The 21837-nt window shown below is 72.5% G+C and carries 19 protein-coding genes; 5 read left to right on the plus strand and 14 right to left on the minus strand.

Translation table 11 applies throughout. The features are described 5' to 3' along the window. Positions 1-32 precede the first annotated feature (32 nt). From AB0B83_RS04720 to AB0B83_RS04730, 3 genes are all read right to left on the minus strand, one after another. Entirely contained in the window at positions 33-1031 is a 999-nt protein-coding gene (locus AB0B83_RS04720; protein WP_357577000.1) for an NlpC/P60 family protein, read from the minus strand. A 144-nt stretch (positions 1032-1175) separates the two neighbouring features. Next, positions 1176-2219 (minus strand): hemolysin family protein, encoded by a 1044-nt coding sequence (locus AB0B83_RS04725; protein ID WP_357577001.1) that lies wholly within the window; start codon positions 2217-2219, stop codon positions 1176-1178. Continuing rightward, the gene (locus tag AB0B83_RS04730) at positions 2212-3525 is read right to left on the minus strand and encodes a hemolysin family protein (RefSeq protein ID WP_357577071.1); all 1314 of its coding nucleotides are present in this window, start codon (positions 3523-3525) and stop codon (positions 2212-2214) included. Before AB0B83_RS04730 ends, AB0B83_RS04725 begins: the two co-directional genes overlap by 8 nt. Positions 3526-3647: 122 nt before the next feature. Between AB0B83_RS04730 and AB0B83_RS04735 the strand changes: the two genes are divergently transcribed. Next, on the plus strand, positions 3648-4325 hold the full coding sequence (locus AB0B83_RS04735; protein WP_357577002.1) for a GPP34 family phosphoprotein: 678 nt from the start codon (positions 3648-3650) through the stop codon (positions 4323-4325). 59 nt (positions 4326-4384) lie between these two features. Here the strand turns inward: AB0B83_RS04735 and AB0B83_RS04740 are convergent, their stop codons facing one another. Both AB0B83_RS04740 and AB0B83_RS04745 read right to left on the minus strand, forming a co-directional pair. Further along, positions 4385-6604, minus strand: a complete 2220-nt coding sequence (locus tag AB0B83_RS04740; RefSeq protein WP_357577003.1) for a (Fe-S)-binding protein — start codon at positions 6602-6604, stop codon at positions 4385-4387. A 407-nt stretch (positions 6605-7011) separates the two neighbouring features. Continuing rightward, positions 7012-7275 carry a cell division protein CrgA gene (locus tag AB0B83_RS04745; protein WP_151454344.1) on the minus strand — a complete coding sequence of 88 codons (264 nt, stop codon included), beginning with the start codon at positions 7273-7275 and terminating at the stop codon, positions 7012-7014. A gap of 227 nt (positions 7276-7502) precedes the next feature. Here AB0B83_RS04745 and AB0B83_RS04750 point away from each other — a divergent pair, with 227 nt between their 5' ends. The 4 genes from AB0B83_RS04750 (at position 7503) to AB0B83_RS04765 (ending at position 11500) form a co-directional block, all read left to right on the plus strand. Beyond that, positions 7503-8309, plus strand: coding sequence for a DUF881 domain-containing protein (locus AB0B83_RS04750; RefSeq protein WP_151454343.1), 807 nt, complete (start codon positions 7503-7505; stop codon positions 8307-8309). A gap of 680 nt (positions 8310-8989) precedes the next feature. Beyond that, positions 8990-10552 carry a class E sortase gene (locus AB0B83_RS04755; protein WP_357577004.1) on the plus strand — a complete coding sequence of 521 codons (1563 nt, stop codon included), beginning with the start codon at positions 8990-8992 and terminating at the stop codon, positions 10550-10552. Positions 10553-10554: 2 nt separating this feature from the next. After that, positions 10555-10842: a hypothetical protein gene (locus tag AB0B83_RS04760; RefSeq protein WP_151455324.1), complete on the plus strand. Its 288-nt coding sequence runs from the start codon at positions 10555-10557 to the stop codon at positions 10840-10842. A gap of 7 nt (positions 10843-10849) precedes the next feature. Further along, positions 10850-11500: an aminodeoxychorismate/anthranilate synthase component II gene (locus AB0B83_RS04765; protein WP_357577005.1), complete on the plus strand. Its 651-nt coding sequence runs from the start codon at positions 10850-10852 to the stop codon at positions 11498-11500. 21 nt (positions 11501-11521) lie between these two features. Here the strand turns inward: AB0B83_RS04765 and AB0B83_RS04770 are convergent, their stop codons facing one another. The 9 genes from AB0B83_RS04770 to AB0B83_RS04810 all read right to left on the minus strand — a co-directional run bounded on the left by AB0B83_RS04770 (position 11522) and on the right by AB0B83_RS04810 (position 21795). Beyond that, on the minus strand, positions 11522-11866 hold the full coding sequence (locus tag AB0B83_RS04770) for a hypothetical protein (protein ID WP_357577006.1): 345 nt from the start codon (positions 11864-11866) through the stop codon (positions 11522-11524). 91 nt (positions 11867-11957) lie between these two features. Continuing rightward, positions 11958-12821 carry an ElyC/SanA/YdcF family protein gene (locus AB0B83_RS04775; protein ID WP_357577007.1) on the minus strand — a complete coding sequence of 288 codons (864 nt, stop codon included), beginning with the start codon at positions 12819-12821 and terminating at the stop codon, positions 11958-11960. Between the two features lie 8 nt (positions 12822-12829). After that, a complete protein-coding gene (gene pknB / locus AB0B83_RS04780; protein WP_357577008.1) occupies positions 12830-14638 on the minus strand; it encodes a Stk1 family PASTA domain-containing Ser/Thr kinase in 1809 nt (602 codons plus the stop codon). Continuing rightward, the gene (locus AB0B83_RS04785; RefSeq protein WP_357577009.1) at positions 14635-16053 is read right to left on the minus strand and encodes a protein kinase; all 1419 of its coding nucleotides are present in this window, start codon (positions 16051-16053) and stop codon (positions 14635-14637) included. The genes pknB and AB0B83_RS04785 overlap by 4 nt, the downstream gene beginning before the upstream one ends. A 1-nt stretch (position 16054) precedes the next feature. Next, positions 16055-17560 carry a penicillin-binding transpeptidase domain-containing protein gene (locus AB0B83_RS04790; RefSeq protein WP_357577010.1) on the minus strand — a complete coding sequence of 502 codons (1506 nt, stop codon included), beginning with the start codon at positions 17558-17560 and terminating at the stop codon, positions 16055-16057. Further along, a complete protein-coding gene (locus tag AB0B83_RS04795; RefSeq protein WP_357577072.1) occupies positions 17557-18939 on the minus strand; it encodes an FtsW/RodA/SpoVE family cell cycle protein in 1383 nt (460 codons plus the stop codon). Before AB0B83_RS04795 ends, AB0B83_RS04790 begins: the two co-directional genes overlap by 4 nt. Positions 18940-19075: 136 nt before the next feature. Continuing rightward, entirely contained in the window at positions 19076-20518 is a 1443-nt protein-coding gene (locus AB0B83_RS04800; RefSeq protein ID WP_357577011.1) for a PP2C family serine/threonine-protein phosphatase, read from the minus strand. Then, a complete protein-coding gene (locus AB0B83_RS04805) occupies positions 20515-21000 on the minus strand; it encodes an FHA domain-containing protein (protein ID WP_121397334.1) in 486 nt (161 codons plus the stop codon). Before AB0B83_RS04805 ends, AB0B83_RS04800 begins: the two co-directional genes overlap by 4 nt. Before the next feature lie 6 nt (positions 21001-21006). Then, on the minus strand, positions 21007-21795 hold the full coding sequence (locus AB0B83_RS04810) for a DUF3662 and FHA domain-containing protein (protein WP_088996759.1): 789 nt from the start codon (positions 21793-21795) through the stop codon (positions 21007-21009). Between the last annotated feature and the right edge of the window lie 42 nt (positions 21796-21837).

Consider the following 21837-nt stretch of genomic DNA (forward strand, 5'->3'; position numbering starts at 1 on the left):
CGACCGGGGGCCCTCTCGTTGCGCGATGCGGATCAGCCGGGCCTGCGGAATCCTGCCACCGGCATCGTGTTGATGCTGGAGACGTTTACCGGCTTGCCGGCCCGGGGCGCGTGCACCATCTTGTCGTTGCCGAGGTAGAGGCCGACGTGACTCAGGTCGGCCTTGAAGAAGACCAGGTCACCCGGGCGCGCCTCGGAGCGCGGGATGGCCTTGCCCTCGTTCCACTGCGCACCCGTGAAGTGCGTCAGGTGGATCCCCGCCGCCTTGTAGGCGTACTGGGTGAGACCGGAGCAGTCGAACGAGTTCGGGCCGGTGGCGCCCCAGACGTACGGGTCGCCGACCTGCGCGCAGGCGGTGCGGATCGCGGTGCGGGCCGCCTCGCTGACCACGCCGTTGATGGTCGGGCACTTCTCCGTCTTGACGGTCGTCACCGGCATCGACGCTTCGAGCTTCTTGATGTCGGCGTCGATCTGCTTCTTCTTCGCCGCCAGGTCGTTCTGCTGCTTCGTCTGCGAGACGATCAGCGTGTCGAGCTTCTGCTTCTCCGCGTCGTACTTCTGGCGGACCTTGGTAACGCCCTCGAGCTGCTTGCGCTCCTGGGCGGCCAGCCGGTCCAGCAGCGTCAGCTGCTCGGTCAGCGTGTCGGGCTTGGCGCTGACCAGCAGCGCGCCGATGTCGTGGGACGGGCCGGAGATGTAGTAACGGGAGGCGAGGTCGCCGACCCGGTCCATCGCCAGCTCGCTCTCCAGCGCCAACGGCTGGATCTTCTTCTGCAGGTCCTCCGACTTCTTGCGGTTGACCTTCAGCTGCGCCCGCACCTTGTTGTACTGCTCGATGGTGGGCTCGAGCTGCTCCCACTTCTGGTCGATCGCGGCCTCGATCTCGTCGACCGAGGGCTCGGCGTGAGCGGGCGCGGCCAGCATGCCGGCGCCGACCGCCGCCGCGGCGATCAGGGTGAGCAGACGGTGGGCGGCCCTACGCAGGCCACCCGGACGAGCAGACCGTCCCGGCGCGTGACGATGAGGGGGCATGGTTGCCACCGGCACCGACTCCTTTTGCAACCCGGCCGCTTGGCGCCTCGCGCGAGGGAAGAGGGGCGAGACAGACGACCCACAGCGGCCGGTGCCCAACATTAGGGAAGGCCGGCAGCGGAATCAAGGCGACCGAGGGCCACTTCACGCCTGCGCAACCGCTTGCGTACCAAGGGTATCGGCCCGCCTGCCGACGATCGCGGTCAATACGTCGTCGAGCGTGACCACCCCGAGTGGGCGGCGGCCGTCGCTGACCAGCACCATGTGCCGCCGCTCCCGGCGCATCGACAGCAACAGGTCGGCGAGCGTACGGTCCGGCGGCACCACCGCCAACGGCCGGTAGACGTCCGCCGGCACGGGGGCCCGCCGGCTCGCGCCCGCGTACCCGAGCACGTCCTTGACGTGCACGAAGCCGAGCACCCGGCGGGTGTGTCGCTGCACCACCGGGAAGCGGGACCGCCCCGTCAGGGTGGCCAGCACCTCCAGCGAGGCGGGCGAGACGTCCTCGGCCACGGTGGTCACCGTGGACCACGGTTGCAGGGCGTCGGCGGCCGTCCGGCTGTGCAGCGCGAGCGCACCCGTGATCCGGGCGTGCTCCTCCGCGTCGAGCAGCCCCTCCGTACGCGCCTGCGACACCAGCCCGGCCAGCTCCTCGGCGGTGAAGACCGTCTTCACGGCCTCGGTCGCCTCGACCCGCCACAGTCCCAGCACCCGGCGCGACGCCCACTTCATCGCCACCAGCAGCGGCTTGGTGGCCAGGCAGAACGCCAGCATCGCCGGCCCCAGCCAGAGTGCCGACGGCTCCGGCCCGGCCAGGGTGATGTTCTTCGGCACCATCTCGCCCACCACGGTGTGCAGGAAGACCACCACCCCGAGGGCGAGCACGAAGGCCACCGGGTGGACCACCCCCTCCGGCAGCCGCGCCGCGCGGAACGCCGGCTCCAGCAGGTGCGCGAGGGCGGGCTCGGCGATCGCGCCCAACCCCAGCGAACAGACGGTGATGCCGAGCTGCGCCCCGGCGATCATCAGCGGGATCTGGTTCATCGCCGACAACGCCCAGCGGGCCCGCTTCGAGCCGGCCGCCAACGGCTCGACCACCGTGCGCCGGGACGCGATCAGCGCGAACTCGCTGCCCACGAAGAACGCGTTGCCGAGCAGCAGCGCGACGGTGACCAGCAGCTCAGGCATCGCCGTCCGGCTCCTCGGGACGGAGCACCCGGACCTGCTCGATCCGGTGCCGCTCGACCTCCACGACGGTGAACTCGAAGCCCGACTCGTCGACCGTCTCGCCCGCGAGCGGGATGTGCCCCAGCCGGGCCATCAGGAACCCGGCGAGCGTCTCGTACGGCCCCTCGGGCAGCCGGAAGCCGGTCTGCTCCGCCAGCTCGTCGGAGCGCAGCACCCCGTCGACGAGGACCGTCCGCTCCCCGCCCGGCACCCTCAGCCCGACCGCGCCGACGTCGTCCACCGCGGCCGGGTCGAACTCGTCGGCGATCTCCCCGACCAACTCCTCCACGAGGTCCTCCGTGGTGACCACGCCGTCGGTGCCGCCGTACTCGTCGACGACGATGGCGAGGTCGGCACCCGCGCTGCCGAGCGCGGCCAGTACGCCGTCGAGGTCCAGGCTCTCCGGCACGTACACCGGTTCGCGGGCCACCGACCCGACAGTGGTCGAGCCGCGCAGGGCCAGCGGCACGCCCAGCGCGTCCGGCACCCCGGCGACACCGGTCACCAGGTCGAGGGTCTCCTCGTACACCGGGAACCGGGTCCGCCCGGTCCGGCGGGACAGCGCCAGCAGCTCCGCCACGGTGGCGGTGGCCCGCAGCGCGACGACGTCGACCCGCGGGGTCATCGCCTCGGCGGCCCGCTTGTCGCCGAACCGGATGGTCCGGCGCAGCAGCATGGCGGTGTCGGGCGGCAGCGCCCCGGCGCGCGCCGAGATGGCCGCCAGCAGCCCCAGCTCCTCCGGCGAGCGGGCGCTGGCCAGCTCCTCCTGCGGCTCCACGCCCAGCAGCCGGACCAGGCGGTTCGCCGAGTCGTTCAGCGCCCGGATCAGCCAGCCGAAGGCGCGGGAGAAGGCGCGCATCGGGCCGGCGGTCGCGAGGGCGGTGGGCATCGGCCGGGCCAGCGCGAGGTTCTTCGGCACCAGTTCGCCGAAGAGCATGGAGAGCAGGGTGGCCAGGGCCAGGGCCAGGAACGGGGTGAACCGGCCGGCCGCGTCCCCGGCGACCGGCCGCAGCAGCGGGGTGAAGAGGCGGGCCAGGGCGGGCTCGGCCAGGTAGCCCGTGAGCAGCGCGGTGAGGGTGATGCCGAGCTGCGCCCCGGAGAGCTGGAAGGAGAGCTCCCGCAGCGCCCAGCGTACGGTCGCGGCCCGGCCGTCACCCGCGGTCGCCCGCCGCTCGATCTCGGGGCGATCCACCGTGACCAGGGCGAACTCGGCCGCGACGAAGAACGCGTTGCCGCCGGTCAGCAGCACGAAGCCGACCAGGGGCAGCAGCGTGGTCAGCAGCAGGCCATCGATGGTCGTCTCACCTCGGCGAAATTCTCGCACGGGCGGCGGCCCCGGTCACGGGCGAAGATCTGCCGGGCTCGCCGGCCCCGGCTACCGTCGGGTGCATGGCCCCGCTCACGCTCGCCCACGAACTCGCCCTGCTCGGCTACGACGACGCGGGCGTCAACCAGCTCGGCCGACCCACGCTCGACTACGGCCTGGCCGGCGCCCTGCTGCTGGAGCTGACGCTCGCCGGTCGGGTCGAGATCGCCGACGACCGGCTCGTGGTGACCGACCCGACCCCCGTCGGGCAACGGCAGCTCGACGACGCGCTGACCCGGATCGCCACCGAGCCGAAGCGGCGCAAGCCGAAGGACTGGGTCGGCCGGCTCGCCAAGGACCTGCCCGAGCAGGTGCTGGACGGGCTGGTCACCGCCGGCGTGCTGCGCCGCGACTCGGACAAGGTGCTGTGGGTCTTTCCGCGTACCCGCTATCCGTCCACCACCGGCGCGGAGCCGGCGGTGGAGACGCAGGCCCGGCAGCGGATGGTCGCCGCCGTGGCCGCGGACGGCCCGGTGGACGGGCGGACGGCCGCGCTCATCGGCCTCGCCCGGGCCGTCGGCCTGGACCGCAAGCTCTTCGCGGAGCTGCCGAAGGAGCACGTCAAGCGCCGGCTGACCGAGATCGCCGCCGGGGACTGGGCGTCCGCCGCCACGAGGAAGGCGATCGAGGAGATCCAGGCGGTCATCCTGATCGCGACCACCACGGCCGTCACCACCACGATCATCACCACGGCCTCCTGAACGACGACGGCGGCGGCACCCGGGGGTGCCGCCGCCTTAAGGCGTCGCAGGGGTACGCGTCAGCCGGCCACCGGCGTCCGCTCGGTGTCGCCCGGCGCCTGCTCGGGCTTGACGGAGCGGAGCAGCACGCTGGCCACGTCGACGACCTCGACCTGCTCGCCGGCGCCCTTGCCGTTCACCCCGTCGTTGAGCATCGTCGAGCAGAACGGGCAGCCGACGGCGACCGTCTTCGCCCCGGTGGACATGGCCTCCTCGACCCGGTCCACGTTGATCCGCTTGCCGATCTTCTCCTCCATCCACATCCGGGCGCCGCCGGCGCCGCAGCAGAAGGAGCGCTCGCTGTTGCGCGGCATCTCGATGAGGCCGCCGTCGCCGCTCGCGCCGTCCCCGCCGGCGATGGCGCTGCCGAGCACCTCACGCGGCGGGGCGAAGACCCGGTTGTGCCGGCCCAGGTAGCAGGGGTCGTGGTAGGTCACGCCGCCGTCGACCGGCTGCACCGGGGTGAGCTTGCCGGTGGCGACCAGGTGCGCCAGGAGCTGGGTGTGGTGGACCACCTCGAACTCGCCGCCGAGCTGGCCGTACTCGTTGCCGAGGGTGTTGAAGCAGTGCGGGCAGGTCGCGACGATCTTCCGCTTGCTCTTCTCCCGGCCCTCGAACGCCTCGTTGAGGGTCTCGACGTTCTGCTGGGCGAGCATCTGGAAGACGAACTCGTTGCCGATGCGGCGGGCCGGGTCGCCGGAGCAGGTCTCGCCCTCGCCGAGGATCGCGAACTTCACGCCCGCCTCGTTGAGCAGCGTGGCGACCGCCCGGGTGGTCTTCTTGGCCCGGTCCTCGAACGCGCCGGCGCAGCCGACCCAGAAGAGGTACTCGAAGTCGTCGACCTCGCCGACCCGCGGCACCTCGAAGTCCAGGCCCTTGGTCCAGTCCTCGCGGGTGTTCTGCGGGGCGCCCCACGGGTTGCCCTTGTTCTCCAGGTTGCGCAGCATCACGCCGGCCTCCGACGGGAAGCTCGACTCGATGAGCACCTGGTAGCGGCGCATGTCGACGATGTGGTCGACGTGCTCGATGTCGACCGGGCACTGCTCGACGCAGGCGCCGCAGGTGGTGCAGGACCAGAGCACGTCCGGGTCGATGATGCCGCCTTCCTCGGCGGTGCCGATCAGCGGCTTCTCGGCCTCGGCCAGGGCCAGCACGTCCATGTGGGCGAGCTGGGCGGCGGTGGCCTTCTCCTCGCCGGTCAGGTCCTTGCCGCCGCCGGCCAGCAGGTACGGCGCCTTCGCGTACGCGTGGTCGCGCAGGCTGAGCACCAGCAGCTTCGGCGACAGCGGCTTGCCGGTGTTCCAGGCCGGGCACTGCGACTGGCAGCGGCCGCACTCGGTGCAGGTGCTGAAGTCCAGCAGGCCCTTCCAGGTGAACTGCTCGACCTGGGCGACCCCGAACTGGTCCTTCTCGGGGTCGGCCTCCTCGAAGTCCAGCGGCTTGCCCTGGCTGGTCATGGGGCGCAGGGCGCCGAGGCCGGAGACGTTGGCGCCCGGGTCACGCTTGAAGAAGATGTTGAAGAAGGCCAGGAAGCGGTGCCAGGCGACGCCCATGGTGACGTTCAGCGAGATCACGATGAGCCAGGTCATCGAGATGACGATCTTGACAAGCGCGGCGACGCTGACGCCGGCCGCCCAGTTCGGCAGCACCCCGCCGACGGCGTGGCTGAGCGGGGCGGCCCAGACCGGGTACTCGAAGTGGTCGGTCGCGACCTTGAAGCCCCGGATGACGAAGCCCATGATCAGGACGGCGAGGATGATGCCCTCGACGAAGTAGCCCTGCCACATGGTCGAGCCGGTGAACCGGGACCTGCCGCCCGGCCGGGTGGGCCGGTTGCGGAGCCGGATCGCGATCAGCACCAGGATGCTGACGATGCCCAGGATCGCGAGCCACTCGGTGACCAGCCCGTAGATCGCCCAGTTGCCGACCAGCGGCAGCCCGCCGGTCGGGGAGACGACCTCGAAGTACGCCTCCAGCACCAGCAGCGACAGCACGATGAAGCCGACCATCACGAACCAGTGCGCCGCACCCACCACGCTCCAGCGGAGCATGCGGGTGTGGCCGGCGGTCTCGGCCAGCATCGTCTTCGCGCGGGTGCCCGTGTCGCCGAAGCGGGTCGGGTCCGGCTGACCCAGCCGGATGACGGCCACCATCTTCATGACCGCGCGTACCGCAAGCCACACCGCCACGGCGGTGATGGCGAACGCGAGGATCGTGGTGCCGATCTGGACGCTGCCCATCGAGTTGGCCTCCCGGTCTGCTGCCTGTCGAGCGGCTCGGCGACCGGGGCCCGGGTCAGGGCACGACCGGCGAGCAACAGCTGCCGCACCCTCGACCGGACCGGTCGATGACCTCGCTCCGCTCGGTCATGCAGTGCAGCCTACGCGCAAGGTTACCCAGGAGTAACGTGAGTCATCTCGCACCGGGCCGCGCCGCCCTGCGCACACCTTAGGGCGAAGACACCCCCACCGCCGGGTAGGGGCTCCACCGAGTGACATGGATTGCCACGCCACCGGCCCGGAGCCGGCGGCGCCGACGGCAGGGCTGACCGCGCCCGGACGACCCCGCCGCCGGTCCGGCGACGGGGTGCGGCGCTCAGCGCCGGCGGGTGGGCAGGACGCTCAGCGCCGGCAGGTGAGCGGGACGCTCAGCGCCAGCGGGAGAGCAGGATCAGGGAGGCGACCATCGCGCCGAAGCCCACCGCGAGGTTCCAGTAACCCCACGACATGACCGGGTACTCCTGCTCGGAGAGGTAGTAGATCACCAGCCAGCCGATGCCGAAGACGATGAGGGCGACCGCCGAGACCGGGAGCCACACCGGGCTAGGCTTGCGCGTCGCCGCCGTCGCCGTCGGACGGACGTCCGTCGGCGGGGTGTACACCTTCTTCTTGCGAACCTGAGACTTGGGCACGACGCTCTCCAGAGGGGTTACGACCTCGTCCGGCCTGACAACCGGGCGCGGGGGCGACGGTCCATGGCCAATAATGTTCGACAGCTAGCGTAGTCCCGAAGGCCCGTCCAATCCACGAATGGGGCGAGGCCAGTGCACGGAGTGACCGAAATAGGCGGGACTGTTCGGGTCGCCGCGGCGGCTCGCGCCTCCGCGGGCTGAACCAGACGACGGGGAAGGAACGCTCGGTGGAGTACACATCCGGCGCGGCCTCCTGGCAGAAGGTGCTCCGGCGGGCGGTCGCCGGGCTGCTGCCTCGACGCCCACGGCAGCGACGACCGGGCTGGTCGATCGGGGTGCCGCTGATCGCCGCCGCGGCCGGGCTGCTCTTCACCACCACGGCGACCACTGCGGGCGGCACCGCCCTGCGCGAGGACCGCCGGCCCCAGCTCAACCAGTTGATCGAGGACCGGCGCGCGGAGGTGGCGGCCAGCGAGCGGCGGGCGTCCGACCTGCGCGCCGAGGTCGAGGGCCGCACCAGCGCCCTGGCCAGCTCCGACGGACCGATCAGGGAACAGCAGGACCGGGCCGCTGCCAGCCGGGCGGACGCCGGCTTCACCGCGCTCGCCGGCTCCGGGGTGACGGTGGAACTCGACGACGCACCCCGGCGCAACGACGGGACGCTGCCCGCCGGGGCCACCAACGACGACCTGGTCGTCCACCAGGGAGACGTGCAGGCGGTGGTGAACGCCCTCTGGGCGGGTGGCGCCGAGGCCATGTCCATCATGAACGTCCGCGTGCTGTCGACCAGCGCGGTACGCTGCGTGGGTAACACCCTGCTGTTGCACGGCCGGGTGTACTCCCCACCATTCAAGATCGTAGCAATCGGCGATCCCGCTGCCCTGCAGCAGGCCCTCGCCGACTCACAGGGAGTCCGGTTGTTCAGGGACCTGGTCGACGACTACAAGCTCGGTTACAAGGAGACCGTCTCCTCGGTGACCGTGCCGGCGTTCGAGGACTCGACCACGCTGCGCTCGGCGACGGTGCCCAGGTGAACCGCGTACCGGACGACCGGCCCGAGGACCGCGACGGCCGTCACCGCGACCAGGACGACGGGCCGACCGCCTTCCTACCCAAGGTCGACCGGCCCGGGCCCGCCCCGGCCCGCCCGGCCCCGGCCGGCGCCTGGCCGGAGCCCACGCTCCCGCCCCGCTCCCCGGCTCCCCGTCCGCCCCACGGGCCCGACCCGGCCGCCGGTGACGCTCGCACGTCTGCCGGCCCCTCAGCCGGATGGTCGCGCGCCGCGCCCGACCCGACCCGCCCGGCACCCGAACCCGGCCGTCCCGCGAACCTCGGCCACTTCCCGCCGAGCGCCGATCAGAGCCGCTCCGCCGGCAGCCCCGCCCGGCCCACCGAGCCCGGCCGTCCCGGTCCGGCGGACCACGGCCGCCCCTGGCCCGCCAACTTCGGGCGGCCCGGCTCCGCCGACTCCGATCAACGAGGCCCTGCCGGACCCGGTCGCTCTGGTCCTGTCGAACCCGGTCGCTCTGGCTCTGCCGAGCCCGGTCGCTCCGGTCCTGCCGACCCTGGCCGCCCCGGTCCTGCCGACTTCGGCCGCGAGGAGACCAGGGACTTCGGCCGCCCTTGGCCCGCCGAATCCGACCGGCGCGGGTCCGGCTTCGACCAGCAGGGGTCCGGCTTCGACCGGCGCGGGTCCGGCGATCTCGGCCGCCCAGTGCCTTCGCGCTACGACCGGCTCGCCGACCTCGACCACTCCCGGTCCGCTGACTTCGACCACTCCCGGCCCGCCGAAGCCGATCGTTCCCGGCCCGCCGACCTCGACCACTCCCGGCCCGCCGACTTCGACCGGCGTGGAGGCGGCGACTTCGACCGACCCGGCCCTGCCGGCTTCGGCAGGCCCCGGCCGACCGAAGCCGATCGCTTCCGGCCCGCCGACCTCGACCACTCCCGGCCCGCCGACTTTGACCGGCGCGGTGGCGGCGACTTCGACCGGCCCGGCCCGGCCGGCTTCGGTCGGCCGGAGCCCGCCGACCTCCGCCATGCCAGCCCGACCGAATCCGGCCCGTCCGCCCGGGCCGGTGCCGGCGGGTCGCCACCGTGGCCCGGTGCCGGCCCGGTCCGGCCGGCCGCCCCGCCGCACCCCGCGTCGCCGTCCGACGATCTCCGGCTGCCGGGCGCCACCGGGGCCTCCGGTCCCGGCGGCGAGCGGTCCGTCCGGCCGCCGGTCGATCGGGCCGCCGCCAGGGATGGCCGGCCGGCCGGCGACGCGCCGACCGCCTTCATCCCGAAGGTGGGCGCGTCGGCCAACGGCCCGTCGACCCCGGTCTCCCCGGCCGGCCCGGGCCGCGACGTCGATCCCGGGGCCACCGCCCTGATCCCGGCCGTCTCCGGGCGTACGCCGACCGCCCCGGCCGCGCTCGTCGAGTCGACCGCCCTGATGGGCGCGGTGCCGCGTCCTCCGAAGACGGACGAGCCGGAGGGCTCCGACACTCCCGCCGAGCAGCCTCGGCCACGCCGGGGCGAGCGGGTGGTCCAGCTCCGCCCGGAGCAGACCGGTGAGGGCTACAAGAGCGTCTACTCGGAGCTCACCCGGCCGTCGCTGGGCTCCCGGTTGCGTACCGGCATCCGGATCAGCGGCGAACTGCTGATCACCTTCGGCCTGGTGGTGCTGCTCTTCGCCGGCTACGAGGTGTGGGGCAAGTCGGCGATCGTCGACGCCCACCAGAACGACCTCAGCCAGCAACTGGCGCAGGCGTGGGGCCCCGAGGGCGACCCGACGGTGGCGCCGTCGGCCAGCGCGTCCACCAAGCCGAAGCCGCCCGTGCAGGGCAAGCCCATCGCCGGGCTCTACATCCCCAAGCTCGACAAGAACTGGGTCGTCGTCGAGGGCGTCACCCAGAAGGACATCCGGTACGCGCCGGGCCACTACCCCTCCAGCGCCCTGCCGGGCCAGGTCGGCAACTTCTCCGTCGCCGGGCACCGCAACCGGGCCACCTTCTGGCGGCTCGACGAGCTGAACGACGGGGACGCCATCGTGGTGGAGGGCAAGACCGACTGGCACGTCTACAAGGTGACCCAGAGCCGGATCGTCAAGCCCACCCAGGTCGAGGTCGTGGCGCCCGTACCGGGCAAGCCCGGGCAGAAGCCGACCAGGTCGATGCTCACCCTGACCACCTGCAACCCGAAGTTCGACAACTACCAACGCCTGATCATCCACGCCGAGCTGGCGCGCAGCCAGCCGAAGTCGGCGGGGCGCCCGGCGGAACTGGGGGCCTGACGGTGTACGGCTGGATCTGGCGCAAGCTGCCCTTCGGGCTGCCCGGCAAGCTCGTCGGTAGCCTGCTGATCACCAGCGCGATGGTGGCCCTGCTCTGGTACGTGGTGTTCCCGTGGGCCGAGCCTCTGCTGCCCTTCGACGACGTGCAGGTCACCCAGGACGCCGGCGATCCCGGCGGCGACTCGGTGCCGGGCGGCGGGGAGAGCGGCGACGCCCCGCCCGGCGACGAGCACGAGTTGCCGTACGACACCGACCAGAACAACACCCCGCCTGCCTCTCCAGACGAGTGAGCCCCTGATGCGTGTCCTGGTGATCGACAACTACGACTCGTTCGTCTTCAACATCGTGCAGTACCTGGGCCAGCTCGGCGTGGACTGCGACGTCCGGCGCAACGACGAGATCGAGGTCGCCGAGGTGGGCAGGGTCGGCGCGGCCGGCGTCCTGCTCTCGCCCGGTCCCGGCAGCCCCGACCGCGCCGGCATCTGCCTCGACGTCATCCGCGCGTACGCGGGCGAGCTGCCGATCTTCGGCGTCTGCCTGGGCCACCAGGCGATCGGTGAGGCCTTCGGCGCCACGGTGACCCGCGCCCCCGAGCTGCTGCACGGCAAGACCTCCGAGGTGCGCCACCACGGCGTCGGGGTGCTCGCCGGCCTTCCGGACCCGTTCACCGCCACCCGCTACCACTCGCTCGCCGTGCTGCCCGAGACGCTGCCCGAGGAGCTGGAGGTCACCGGCTGGACGGGTTCCGGGGTGGTGATGGCGATGCGCCACCGTACGCTGCCGATCGAGGGCGTCCAGTTCCACCCGGAGTCGGTGCTGACCGAGGGCGGTCACCTGATGCTGGCGAACTGGCTCGCCGCCTGCGGTCACCCGGAGGCGCTGGAGCAGGCCCCGGCGCTGGCCGCCGAGGTGGACGCGCGCCGCCGCGCCGCCTTCGCCACCGCCTGACAGGCGGCCTCTGACTGATCGTCAGTACTCGTCGTCATCCTGTCGACGGGCGCGCGCGGTCAGGAGTGTGACGGCCAGGACCGTCACCGAGACGGCGCCGACGGCCTGACCGATCCGGCCGATGCGCTTCGCGTTGCAGGTCCGGTGCGCCTTCTCCCAGTAGTTCCCGTCCGAGGGGCCTGCCCAGAAGTCCAGGTCGAGCCTCAACGCGTTGCCGCAGCTCTTCTGCTCGTGGTCTCCCGGCCCGAGGATGTGGACCGGTAGGGCCAGCAGGAGCACCACCACGGCGCTCCCGAGCCAGGCGACCCGGGTCGGCGTCACCCAGGTGTCGAATCTCGATCCGCCCCGCTCGGTCCCGGCTTTCATCCGGCGATGGTAGAACATCCGATCGCCGCCCCCGGCAAGTCACCCAGCTCGATGCCAGAGCATCATCCTGTTACGCCCGCCCACCGCACGGTCAGCCCGTCAGCGCATCCGTCACGCCGGAGTTGACGGGTGAGCTGACCGCAGGCGGCCTGCCCCGGACCGCGTCCCAGGCCGCCTTGCCGCTGGCGAAGTAGTCGCGGACGGCCTTGCCGACGAGCAGGACGGGTCCGCAGCCGGCACAGCGGGCGGTCACCCCGTCGACGTCGAGGCCGAGGTGCCGGCACAGCGTCACCGCGCGGGACAGGTGGTAGGACTGGGTCACGATCAGGGCGCGCTCGACGCCGTACACGTCGCGTGCCCGGGCGCAGGTGTCGTAGGTGTCCAGGCCGAACGGGTCGGCCACGACGCGACGAGGATCGACGCCGAGCCGCTCGGTCAGGTGGGCGGTCATCGCCGCCGGCTCGTCGCCGGACGTGCCGCCGCCGTCGCCCGACACGAGGACCACCCGGGCCCGCCCGCTCTTCACGAGAGCGGCGGCGGTTTCCAGGCGGCCGGCGAGGCGGTCACCCGGCTGACGGCGGTCCGCCGCCACCGCCGTACCCAGGACGATCACGACGTCGGCGGCGGGCGCGTCGGCCTCGCCGTACAGGTGGCCGCGGGCGGCGGTCGTCGTCCAGAGCCAGGGAATGCTGGCCAGGAGCAGCGCCGCCAGGCCCAGGATCGCCGCGCGGATCAGGCGTCGCCGCCACCGGCTCGCCCGGTCCGCCGCACCGGTCGCCAGCTGCCCGTCGTCTACCGGCGGAGGCCGCTGCCCGGCGGCATCGGAAGGCCGCTGTGCGGCGGCGTCGGAAGGCCGCTGTGCGGCGGCGTCGGAAGGCCGCTGTGCGGCGGCGTCGACAGGGCCCTGACCGGCGGCGTCCGCAGGGCGCCGCCCAGCAGGGTCCCCCGCGCTCACGAGCGGGGTCAGCGCTCGGGCAGGCGGATCGGCGGGGTGGTCGGCAGCGGGAAGCCCCCGCCGCCGCCGTCACCGGGGGTGGTCGGCGTGACGCTGGGCGTCGGGCTCGGCGTTTCGGTGGGCGTCGGCTCGGCCTGCGGCACGGTGACCACGATCGTCACGGTCTTGCCCCTGGCGAGGTTGCTCCCGGCCGGCGGGTCCTGCTTGGTGACCTGGCCGGCTTCCTCCGGCGGCACCTCGCGGCCCTGCTTGACGTTGACGTCGTAGCCGGCCTCGTCCAGCTCCTCCTTGGCGTCGTCCTCGCTGTCGCCGACCACGTTGGGCACCTTGCCGACGTTGCCCCTGGAAACGGTGAGGGTGACCGTGCTCTCCGCGGCGACCTGCTTGCCCGGCGCGGGCGACACCTCGAGAACGATGCCCGCCTTCTCGGCGTCGTCCTTCTCCTTCTTGTCCACCTTGAAGCCGGCCGCCTCCAGCCGGTTCTTCGCGCTCTCATAGGTGGAGCCGACGAGGTCCGACGGGATGGCCTTCATCTCCACGCCGCCGCAGACCCGGACGACGACATCGCGGTTCGCCTCCAGGAGTGAGTTGGCGGGCGGGTCCTGGTTGACGACCTGGCCCTTCTGGCAATCCTTGTTGAAGACCTGGTCGCCCTCCTTGGGCACCAGGTTGGCCTGCTCGATCCGGGCGAACGCCTCCTGCTGGGTCAGGCCGGTCACCGTGGGGACCGTGGCACGGTCGTCGCCGTCTCGCTGGCTCAGCAGGGCGGCGGCGAGGGCGATCACCGCGAGGACGCCCACCGCCGCGAACGTCGCGATCAGCCAGGAGGACGCCTTGCGACGGCGCGGGTCGCCGACCCGGGCCGGCATCTGCCGGGTCTGCGGGGCGCCGGGGGCGCCCGCGTAGCCGGCGGCGGCCGGAGCGAGCTGCGTCGTCTCCTCCTGCGGCAGCACCGGGGTCGCCATCACCGGGCGGCCGGCGGCCGCGCGGAGCAGGTCGGCCCGCATCTCGCCGGCGCTCTGGTAGCGGTTGAGCGGGTTCTTCGACAGCGCCTTGAGCACGATCGCGTCGACGGCGGGGTTCACGTCCGGGTTGATGTCGCTCGGCGTCGGGGGCGTCTCCCGCACGTGCTGGTACGCCACGCTGACCGGGCTGTCGCCGACGAACGGGGGATGCCCGCAGACCAACTCGAAGAGGACGCAGCCGCCGGCGTAGACGTCGGAGCGGGCGTCGACCGCCTCGCCGCGCGCCTGCTCCGGCGAGAGGTACTGCGCCGTACCGATGACCGCGCTCGTCTGGGTCATTGTGGTGGCGCCGCTGGCCAGCGCCCGCGCGATGCCGAAGTCCATCACCTTGACCTGGCCGGTCTGGGTGAGCATCACGTTGCCGGGCTTGATGTCGCGGTGGATGATGCCGTGCCGGTGGCTGAACTCCAGGGCCGCGCACATGTCGGCGCAGATCTCCAGCGCCCGGCGCGGCTGGAGCCGCCCCTCGACGCCCAGCACCTCCTTGAGGGTCCGCCCGTTGACGAACTCCATCACGATGAACGGCAGCGTCTCGCCGGTCGGCGCGGTCTCCTCGCCGGTGTCGTAGACGGCGACGATCGCCGGGTGGTTGAGGGACGCCGCGTTCTGCGCCTCCCGGCGGAACCGCATCTGGAAGGTGGCGTCCCGGGCGAGGTCGGTCCGGAGCATCTTGATCGCGACGTCCCGACCGAGCCGGAGATCGCGACCGCGGTGCACCTCGGCCATGCCGCCGTAGCCGAGCAGCTCGCCGACCTGGTACCTGCCACCGAGCAGGCGGGCCTGCGCTGTCATCGCGTCTGTCGTCCTTCGCTCGTCGTCTCGTCGCTGCCCGACCGGGGCAGTTCCTGTCGACGGTACGACGTTCCGGTCGGATCGTCGCGTCCGTCGGGCCACAGCGCGCCGGACGTCACCGTCGGCGGAGTGCCCGCGCTCGACTTCGTGCCTTCCCGCAGGTTGTAGGAAATCACGCCGGAGCAGACGAGGACCAGCACGGCCACGATGATGGCGAGGAACACCATCCCGGGCCGGGACCGCTGCCCACCCGGCTGGTGCGCCGGCGGGACGGCGTGTCCCGCGTACGGCATCGGCCGGGCCTGCGGCACTGGCGCCGCGCCGCGCGGGTAGCCCGTCGGCGCCATCTGCGGATGCTGGACGGGCGCGGCGGGCGCGACCGAGGTGGGACGGTGCGGCGCGGCGGGCGGCCGGCTGTTCGCCACGGGGGGCCGGTGCGCCGCCATGGGCGGACGCGGCGGCTGCGCGGCGACGTTCGGCTGCCGGTGCGGCGGCGACACCGGCGGGCGCGGCGGCGGCACCTGGGCGCGGCCGGGCGGGCCCGCCGGCGACGCCGGGGCGGCGGAGATGGGCTGACCTGCCGCCCGGGCCTGCTGGGAGAGCTGGGCCTTGAGCTGACGGGCGACCCCGGCCAGCGTGGCGGCGCTCGGCCAGCGTGCCGCCGGGTCCTTCGCCAGGGCCCGCTCGACCACCGCCCGGACCTGCGGCGGAATGTCCGCCGGCAGCGGACGGGGCGTCTCCCGCACGTGCCGCATGGCAATGTCGAGGGGATTGTCGCCCTCGAAGGGGCGTCGGCCGGCGAGGCACTGGTAGGCCACCACGCCGAGCGCGTAGACGTCGGACGCGGGCGTGGCGACCCCGCCGGTGGCCTGCTCCGGGGAGATGTACGAGGCGGTGCCGAGCACCGAGCCGGCCGCGGTGAGCTGGGCGACCAGCTCCGACCGGGCGATGCCGAAGTCGGTGAGCACCAGGGTGCCGTTGGGCCGGACCAGCAGGTTTCCGGGCTTCACGTCCCGGTGCACGATGCCCTTCACGTGCGCCGCGTGCAGCGCGTCGGCGGCCTGGGCGACGAGCGCCATCGTGCGGGCCGGGGTGAGCCGGCCGACCCGGGCCAGGGTGGCCGACAGGGCGTCGCCCTCGACGTACTCCATGACCAGGAAGGCGATCTGCTGGTCGTTGCCGAAGTCGTAGACGTCGACCACGCCGGGGTGGTTGATCGTGGCCATGGTGCGGGCCTCGCCCCGGAAGCGCTCGGCGAAGTCGGGGTCGTCGAGCAGCGCGGGGAGCAGGCTCTTGACCGCGACCGTACGGCCGAGCACCTGGTCGGTGCCACGCCAGACGTCACCCATGCCACCGCTGGCGATCCGCTCGTCCAGGCGGTAACGGTTGCCGAGCTGCACCCCGGGGCTCAGCATGTCAGCGGCCCCCCGGGTCGGCGATGGCGGCGCGCATGATCTGCCCGGCGATCCGGGCCGCCTCGGCGCTGCCGCCAGGGCCGGCCTGCTCCAGCATCACGCAGACCGCCGAGACCGGCGTGCCGTTCTTGTCCAGGGCGAAGCCGATGAACCAGCCGTGGTCGGGCCGATCGGGCGCCGACTGGGCGGTGCCGGTCTTGCCGCCGACCGTGTAGCCCCTGAGCTGCGCGTTCGTGCCGGAGCCGTTCTCGACCACGCTGACCATCATGTCCCGCAGGTCCTTGGCGACCTGACCGCTTACCGGCTGCCGCAACTCCCTGGGCTTCGCGGTGTAGTAGCTGGTGGTGCGGTCCGGGGCGAGCAGCTGGCGGACCAGGTACGGCCGCATCTGGCTGCCGCCGTTGGCGACGGACGCGGCGATCAGGGCGCCCTGGAGGGGGGTCATCCGCACGTCGCGCTGCCCGATGGAGGACTGGGCCAGCGCAGCCGGGTCGGCCCCGCCGTCGGCGTTCTCCATGCTGCCGGTCCGGCTCGCCGCCACCGGGTGGCCGGCCTCGTTGAGCTGGCCGACGGTGAGGTCCTCCTGCTCGAAGCCGAACTGCCGGGCCTTCTCCTTGATCTTGTCGGCGCCGAGCCGGACGCCCATCTGCGCGAAGCCCGTGTTGCACGACTCGGTCACCGCGTTGATCAGGGTGACCTCGTCCTCGGGGCAGATCGACGGGGCCGCGTTGCGGATCGGCGTGCCCGAGGTCGGCGGGGTCCAGCTGGCCCCGGCCGGGATCCTCGTCTGCTGACCCACGCCGCTCTCCAGCGCCGCCGCGGCCACCACGATCTTGAAGGTGGAGCCCGGGGGCAGCACCTCGCCGAGGGCGCGGTTCTTCAGCGGACCCGCCGGGTCCTGCTCCAGCTTGTTGTACGCGGCCGTGGCCTCGTTGGTGCTGTGGCTGACCAGCGGGTTCGGGTCGAAGCTGGGCATCGAGACCAGCGCCTGCACCGCCCCCGTACGCGGGTCGACGGCTATCGCCGCGCCCTTGGCGGCGTCGACCCGGTTGTTCCGCAACTGCTCGAACGCGGTGTTCTGGGCGCCCTTGGAAACCGTCAGCAGGACGTTGCCGCCGCCGGACTGGTCACCGGTGAACATGTCCTTGACCCGGTTGGCGATCAGCGCGTCGCTGGTGCCGGCCAGGAAGTCGTTCTCGAACTTCTCGATGCCGGTCTCGGCGAGATTGACCGGCTTGTAGCCGAGGATGTGGGCGTACCTCGCCCCGCCGGGGTAGCTGCGCTGGAACTTCAGCTCGCCGTCGGTCTCCTTGCTGAGCGCGAAGGCGGTGCCGCCGGCCTCGATGTTGCCGCGCTTGCGCTCGTACTCGGCGACCTGGACCCGACCGTTGTAGTCGCTGGTGCGGTACTCGTCGGCCTTGTAGGCCTGGATCCAGTTCAGGTTCGCGAAGAGCAGGCCGAAGAGGACCATGACGACGACGCCGACGCGGCGCAGGGGTGCGTTCACGGCCTGATCACCTCCGTGGGGGCACCGTGCAGCTGCTCCGGCGGGCCGCCGGACGGTCGGGCCGCCTTGCCGCCAGCGCCGGCGACGGGGCGGCGGGCACCGTCGGAGATCCGGAGCAGGGCCGCGATGAGCAGCCAGTTCGCCATCAGCGAGGAACCGCCGGCGGAGAGGAACGGGGTGGTCTGACCGGTCAACGGGATGAGCTTGCTGATCCCGCCGACGATCACGAAGACCTGGAGCCCGAGGGTGAAGGCCAGGCCGCCGGCCAGCAGCTTGCCGAACGAGTCCCGGACCGCCAGCGCCGCGCGCAGCCCCCGCTCGACGATCAGCAGGTAGACCACGAGCAGGGCGGAGAGCCCGAAGAGGCCGATCTCCTCGCCGATGCCCGCGAAGATGAAGTCGTTCTGCACCTCGGGCAGCAGGCCGGGCTGGCCACCACCGGGACCCGCGCCGAACAGGCCGCCCGTGCCGAGCGCGAGCAGGCCCTGCACGAGCTGGTAGCCGTCGTTGTACGGGTCGGCGAACGGGTCCAGCCAGATCTGGGCGCGCAGGTAGAAGTTGGCGAACGGCCCGCCGACCACGTCGCCGAGCACGTACGCCAGGTAGACGCCGCCGAAGAACAGCACCAGACCGATGAGCAGCCAACTGACCCGCTCCGTGGCGATGTAGAGCGTCACCACGAACATGCCGAAGTAGAGCAGCGAGGTGCCCAGGTCCTTCTCGAAGACGAGGACCAGGACGCTGACCAGCCAGACCGCGACCACCGGGCCGAGGTCCCGCCCGCGCGGGAAGTCGATGCCGAGGAACCGGCGGCTCGCCAGCGACAGCACCTCGCGCTTGCGCACCAGGTAGTAGGCGAAGAAGACCAGCAGGGCCAGCTTCGCGAACTCGCCCGGCTGGATGGAGAAGCTGTCGCCGAACTTGATCCACAGCTTCGCGCCGTTGATCTCGGAGAACCGGCTGGGCAGCACCGCCGGGATCATCACCAGCACGATGCCGGCCAGCCCCAGCGTGTACGCGTAGCGCGACACCGAGCGGTGGTCCCGCATGATGGTGAGCAACCCGGCGGCGAGAATGACCGAAACGAGCGTCCAGGCGAGCTGCCGGCCGCCCGTGCCGGCGAAGATGGCCAGGTCCTCCCGCTCGGCCGGCGTCGCCTTACCCAGGTCGATCCGGCGCAGGAAGCCCACCCCGATCCCGTTGAGCAGGGCGACCGCCGGCAGCAGGGCCGGGTCGGCGAAGGGCGCCAGGAACCGGATCACCAGGTGCAGGCCGAGGAACACGGCGGTGAGCGCGGCGGCCGGCATCCAGAAGTCGGCCGTGACCGTGTCGAGCACCTTCGCCTCGACCATCGCCCCGTACGCGGCCACCAGCACCATGGCGACCAGCAGCAACGACAGCTCGGCGTTGCGCCGGGACCGGGCCAGGCGTACGCCGGGCTGCTCGCCCGTGGTGGCGGGCGAGGATGCCGGAATGGCCGCTGCGGTCACGGAACGTCCTCGGATCGAGCCGCGCCTACTCCGGCGACCGGCACGCGGCGGGGTCGAGCGCCGGCGAGTCGGTGTCGGAGGGCGGGGCGTCGGGCGTGGTGGTCGGCGCGGCCGGCATGCTCGGCCGGCCGCTGACCGGGGCGCTCGCACTCGCGCTGACGGTCGGAGCGGGCGACACCGGAACGGAGGTCGGCGTCGGGACGGTGGTGACGGCCGCGGCGCTCGGACTCGGGCTCGGCGGGCAGATGGGCTTCAGGTTCGGGTTCATCGGGTCGTCGCTGGTCAGCTCGGCCAGTCGACGCTCGGCGTCGGGCTCGCTCTTGGCCGGGATGCCCTGCTTGACCTGCTCCTGGGCGGCCAGCGTCAGGTCCTCCAGGTCCGCTGGACTCTTGGAGTGCACGGTCGACAGGTTCATCCCGGCGATCTCGCCCTGGATGCCCCGGAACACCGCGACCTGGCCGTTCTCGGTCGCGCCGACGTAGTACTGCCGCTGGGTGTAGCTCCAGCCGCCGAAGACCGCGCCGCCGACGAGGACCAGCAGCGCCACCGAGATCGCGGCGGCCCGCACCGGCCGACGCCTCGGGCGCTCCGACTCGTCGTCGGCACCGGCCGTCGGTTCCTCGGGAACGGGCGGGCGCGGCGCGGAGAGGGCGGATGCGCGGGCGGCCGGCGTGGACACGTCGGCGGAGGTCGCCATGCCCCGGTCCCGGGCGGCGGCGCCACCCACGATCGGGCTCGCCTCGACGATGTCCTGGTCGGTGGCGTCGGCGATGATCACCGTGATGTTGTCCGGGCCGCCGCCGCGCAGGGCGAGCTGCACCAGCCGCTCGACGCACTGCTGCGGGTCGGTGTACTCGCGCATCGTCTCGCCGATGGTGTCGGCGCTGACCACACCCGAGAGGCCGTCGCTGCAGATCAGGTAGCGGTCGCCGGGGAGCACCTGACGGACGCTGTATTCCGGGTCGATGTCGCGGCCGTCGAGCGCCCGGGTGAGCAGCGAACGCTGGGGGTGGCTGCTCGCCTCCTCGGCGCTGATCCGGCCCTCGTCGACGAGCATCTGGACGTACGTGTCGTCCTTGGTGATCTGCGCGAACTCACCGTTGCGCAGGAGATAGGCCCGCGAGTCACCGATGTGGACCATGCCCAGCTTGCTGCCGGAGAAGAGGGTCGCGGTGAGCGTGGTGCCCATCCCCTCCAGCTGGGGGTTGGCGTCCACGGTGTCGCGGAGCTGCTGGTTGGCGGTGCCCACGGCCGAACGCAACGCGTCGACGAGGGCGTCACCTGGGACGTCCTCGTCGAGCGGCGCCATGGCACCGATGACGATGTTGCTGGCGACGTCACCGGCGGCCATGCCGCCCATGCCGTCGGCGACGGCGAGAAGCCGCGGCCCGGCGTAGACGGAATCCTGGTTACCGTCTCGGATCAGACCGCGGTCGCTGTGGGCCGCATAGCGCAGGGTCAGAGTCATGGCCGTAATTCGAGAGAAGTGCGGCCGATCCGGATCGGCACGCCGAGGGGGACGGGGGTTGGTCCGGTGACCTTAGCGCGATCCAGGTACGTGCCGTTAGTCGAGCCGAGGTCCTCGACGAACCACTGGCCGTCGCGTGGCACCAGACGGGCGTGCCGCGCCGAGGCGTAGTCGTCGGTGATGACGAGGGTGGAATCCTCCGCCCGGCCGATGGTGATCTGCGCTTCGCCGAGGGTGATCCGGGTCCCGGCAAGTTGACCGGCGGTTACCACGAGCTGGTGGGCCGCCCTGCCCCGCTTCGCCTTCGTCGGTTTCGCCGCCTGCCCGAGCGAGGCGCCGACGGCCCGGGGGGCGGCCACCAGCCGGCCCGACCTGGCGCCCGCGAACAGGTCCCGGCGGATCACGCCGACCACCGTGAACACGAAGATCCACAGCAGGATGAGGAACCCGAACCGGGCGACGGTGATGACGAGCTCCGGCAAGGCGGGTCAGCCGTCCACGCGGAAGGTCAGCGTCGTGGTGCCGAGCTGGATCATGTCGCCGGGATTGAGCGCGACGGCGGACACCCGCTGGCCGTTGACCATGGTGCCGTTGGTCGACCCCAGGTCGGTCAGCACGACCTGACCACCGTCGAAGTCCAGCCGGGCGTGTCGCCGCGAGATCCCGACGTCGGGCAGGCGCAGGTTGGCCTGGTCGCCGCGGCCGATCACGGTCGAGCCCATCTGGAGGGGGTAGGTGCGCCCGTCGCCGGAGACCAGCCGCACGTTGCGGCCGCCGCCGTGGCCGGGCGGAGGACCGTAGCCGCCGCCCTGGTCGTAGGCCGGGTAGGCGGGCGGGCCCGCGTCGTAGCCGGGCGCCGAGACCGGGGCGACCTCGCCGCCGGTGTAGACCTCGGCGGTGACCCGGAACATCCCGGTGTCCAGCCCCTCGCCGCGTTCGATCTCGACGATCACGTCGCCGTAGACCGTCCAGGCCTGCTCGCCGATGAACTCCGCCTGCGACTGGGCCAGCTCCTGGGCCAGCGCGGCGGCGTACGGCGCCAGACGACTGTGGTCGTAGGGCGAGAGATCGATCACGTAGCGGTTGGGCACCAACGTGCGCCCACCGGCCAGGATCGCCTTGTGCGCCTCGGCCTCCCGCTGCATGGCGTTGAGGATCTCCACGGGGTGGACCACCCCTTTGAAGACCTTGGCGAAGGCCCCCTCGACCAGGCCTTCCAGACGCTTCTCGAAGCGTTGCAGCACGCTCACCGGCTCCTCCTCGGGTCCCGAGGACATGATGGTATCCGGCCGGCGCGCGCGCAGCTCACACGCCGCTCG

The organism is Micromonospora sp. NPDC049060, assembly GCF_040649055.1.
In the GTDB taxonomy this organism is placed as follows: Bacteria; Actinomycetota; Actinomycetes; order Mycobacteriales; family Micromonosporaceae; genus Micromonospora; species Micromonospora reichwaldensis.

Coding starts and splice junctions, on each gene's coding strand:
- pknB (WP_357577008.1), bottom strand. CDS start 14,638: ATGACAGCGCAGGCCCGCCTGCTCGGTGGCAGGTACCAGGTCGGCGAG.
- AB0B83_RS04735 (WP_357577002.1), top strand. CDS start 3,648: ATGGCCCCGCTCACGCTCGCCCACGAACTCGCCCTGCTCGGCTACGAC.
- AB0B83_RS04770 (WP_357577006.1), bottom strand. CDS start 11,866: ATGAAAGCCGGGACCGAGCGGGGCGGATCGAGATTCGACACCTGGGTG.
- AB0B83_RS04800 (WP_357577011.1), bottom strand. CDS start 20,518: ATGACTCTGACCCTGCGCTATGCGGCCCACAGCGACCGCGGTCTGATC.
- AB0B83_RS04725 (WP_357577001.1), bottom strand. CDS start 2,219: ATGCCTGAGCTGCTGGTCACCGTCGCGCTGCTGCTCGGCAACGCGTTC.
- AB0B83_RS04795 (WP_357577072.1), bottom strand. CDS start 18,939: ATGGTGCTGGTGGCCGCGTACGGGGCGATGGTCGAGGCGAAGGTGCTC.
- AB0B83_RS04785 (WP_357577009.1), bottom strand. CDS start 16,053: ATGCTGAGCCCCGGGGTGCAGCTCGGCAACCGTTACCGCCTGGACGAG.
- AB0B83_RS04740 (WP_357577003.1), bottom strand. CDS start 6,604: ATGGGCAGCGTCCAGATCGGCACCACGATCCTCGCGTTCGCCATCACC.
- AB0B83_RS04765 (WP_357577005.1), top strand. CDS start 10,850: ATGCGTGTCCTGGTGATCGACAACTACGACTCGTTCGTCTTCAACATC.
- AB0B83_RS04810 (WP_088996759.1), bottom strand. CDS start 21,795: ATGTCCTCGGGACCCGAGGAGGAGCCGGTGAGCGTGCTGCAACGCTTC.
- AB0B83_RS04720 (WP_357577000.1), bottom strand. CDS start 1,031: ATGCCCCCTCATCGTCACGCGCCGGGACGGTCTGCTCGTCCGGGTGGC.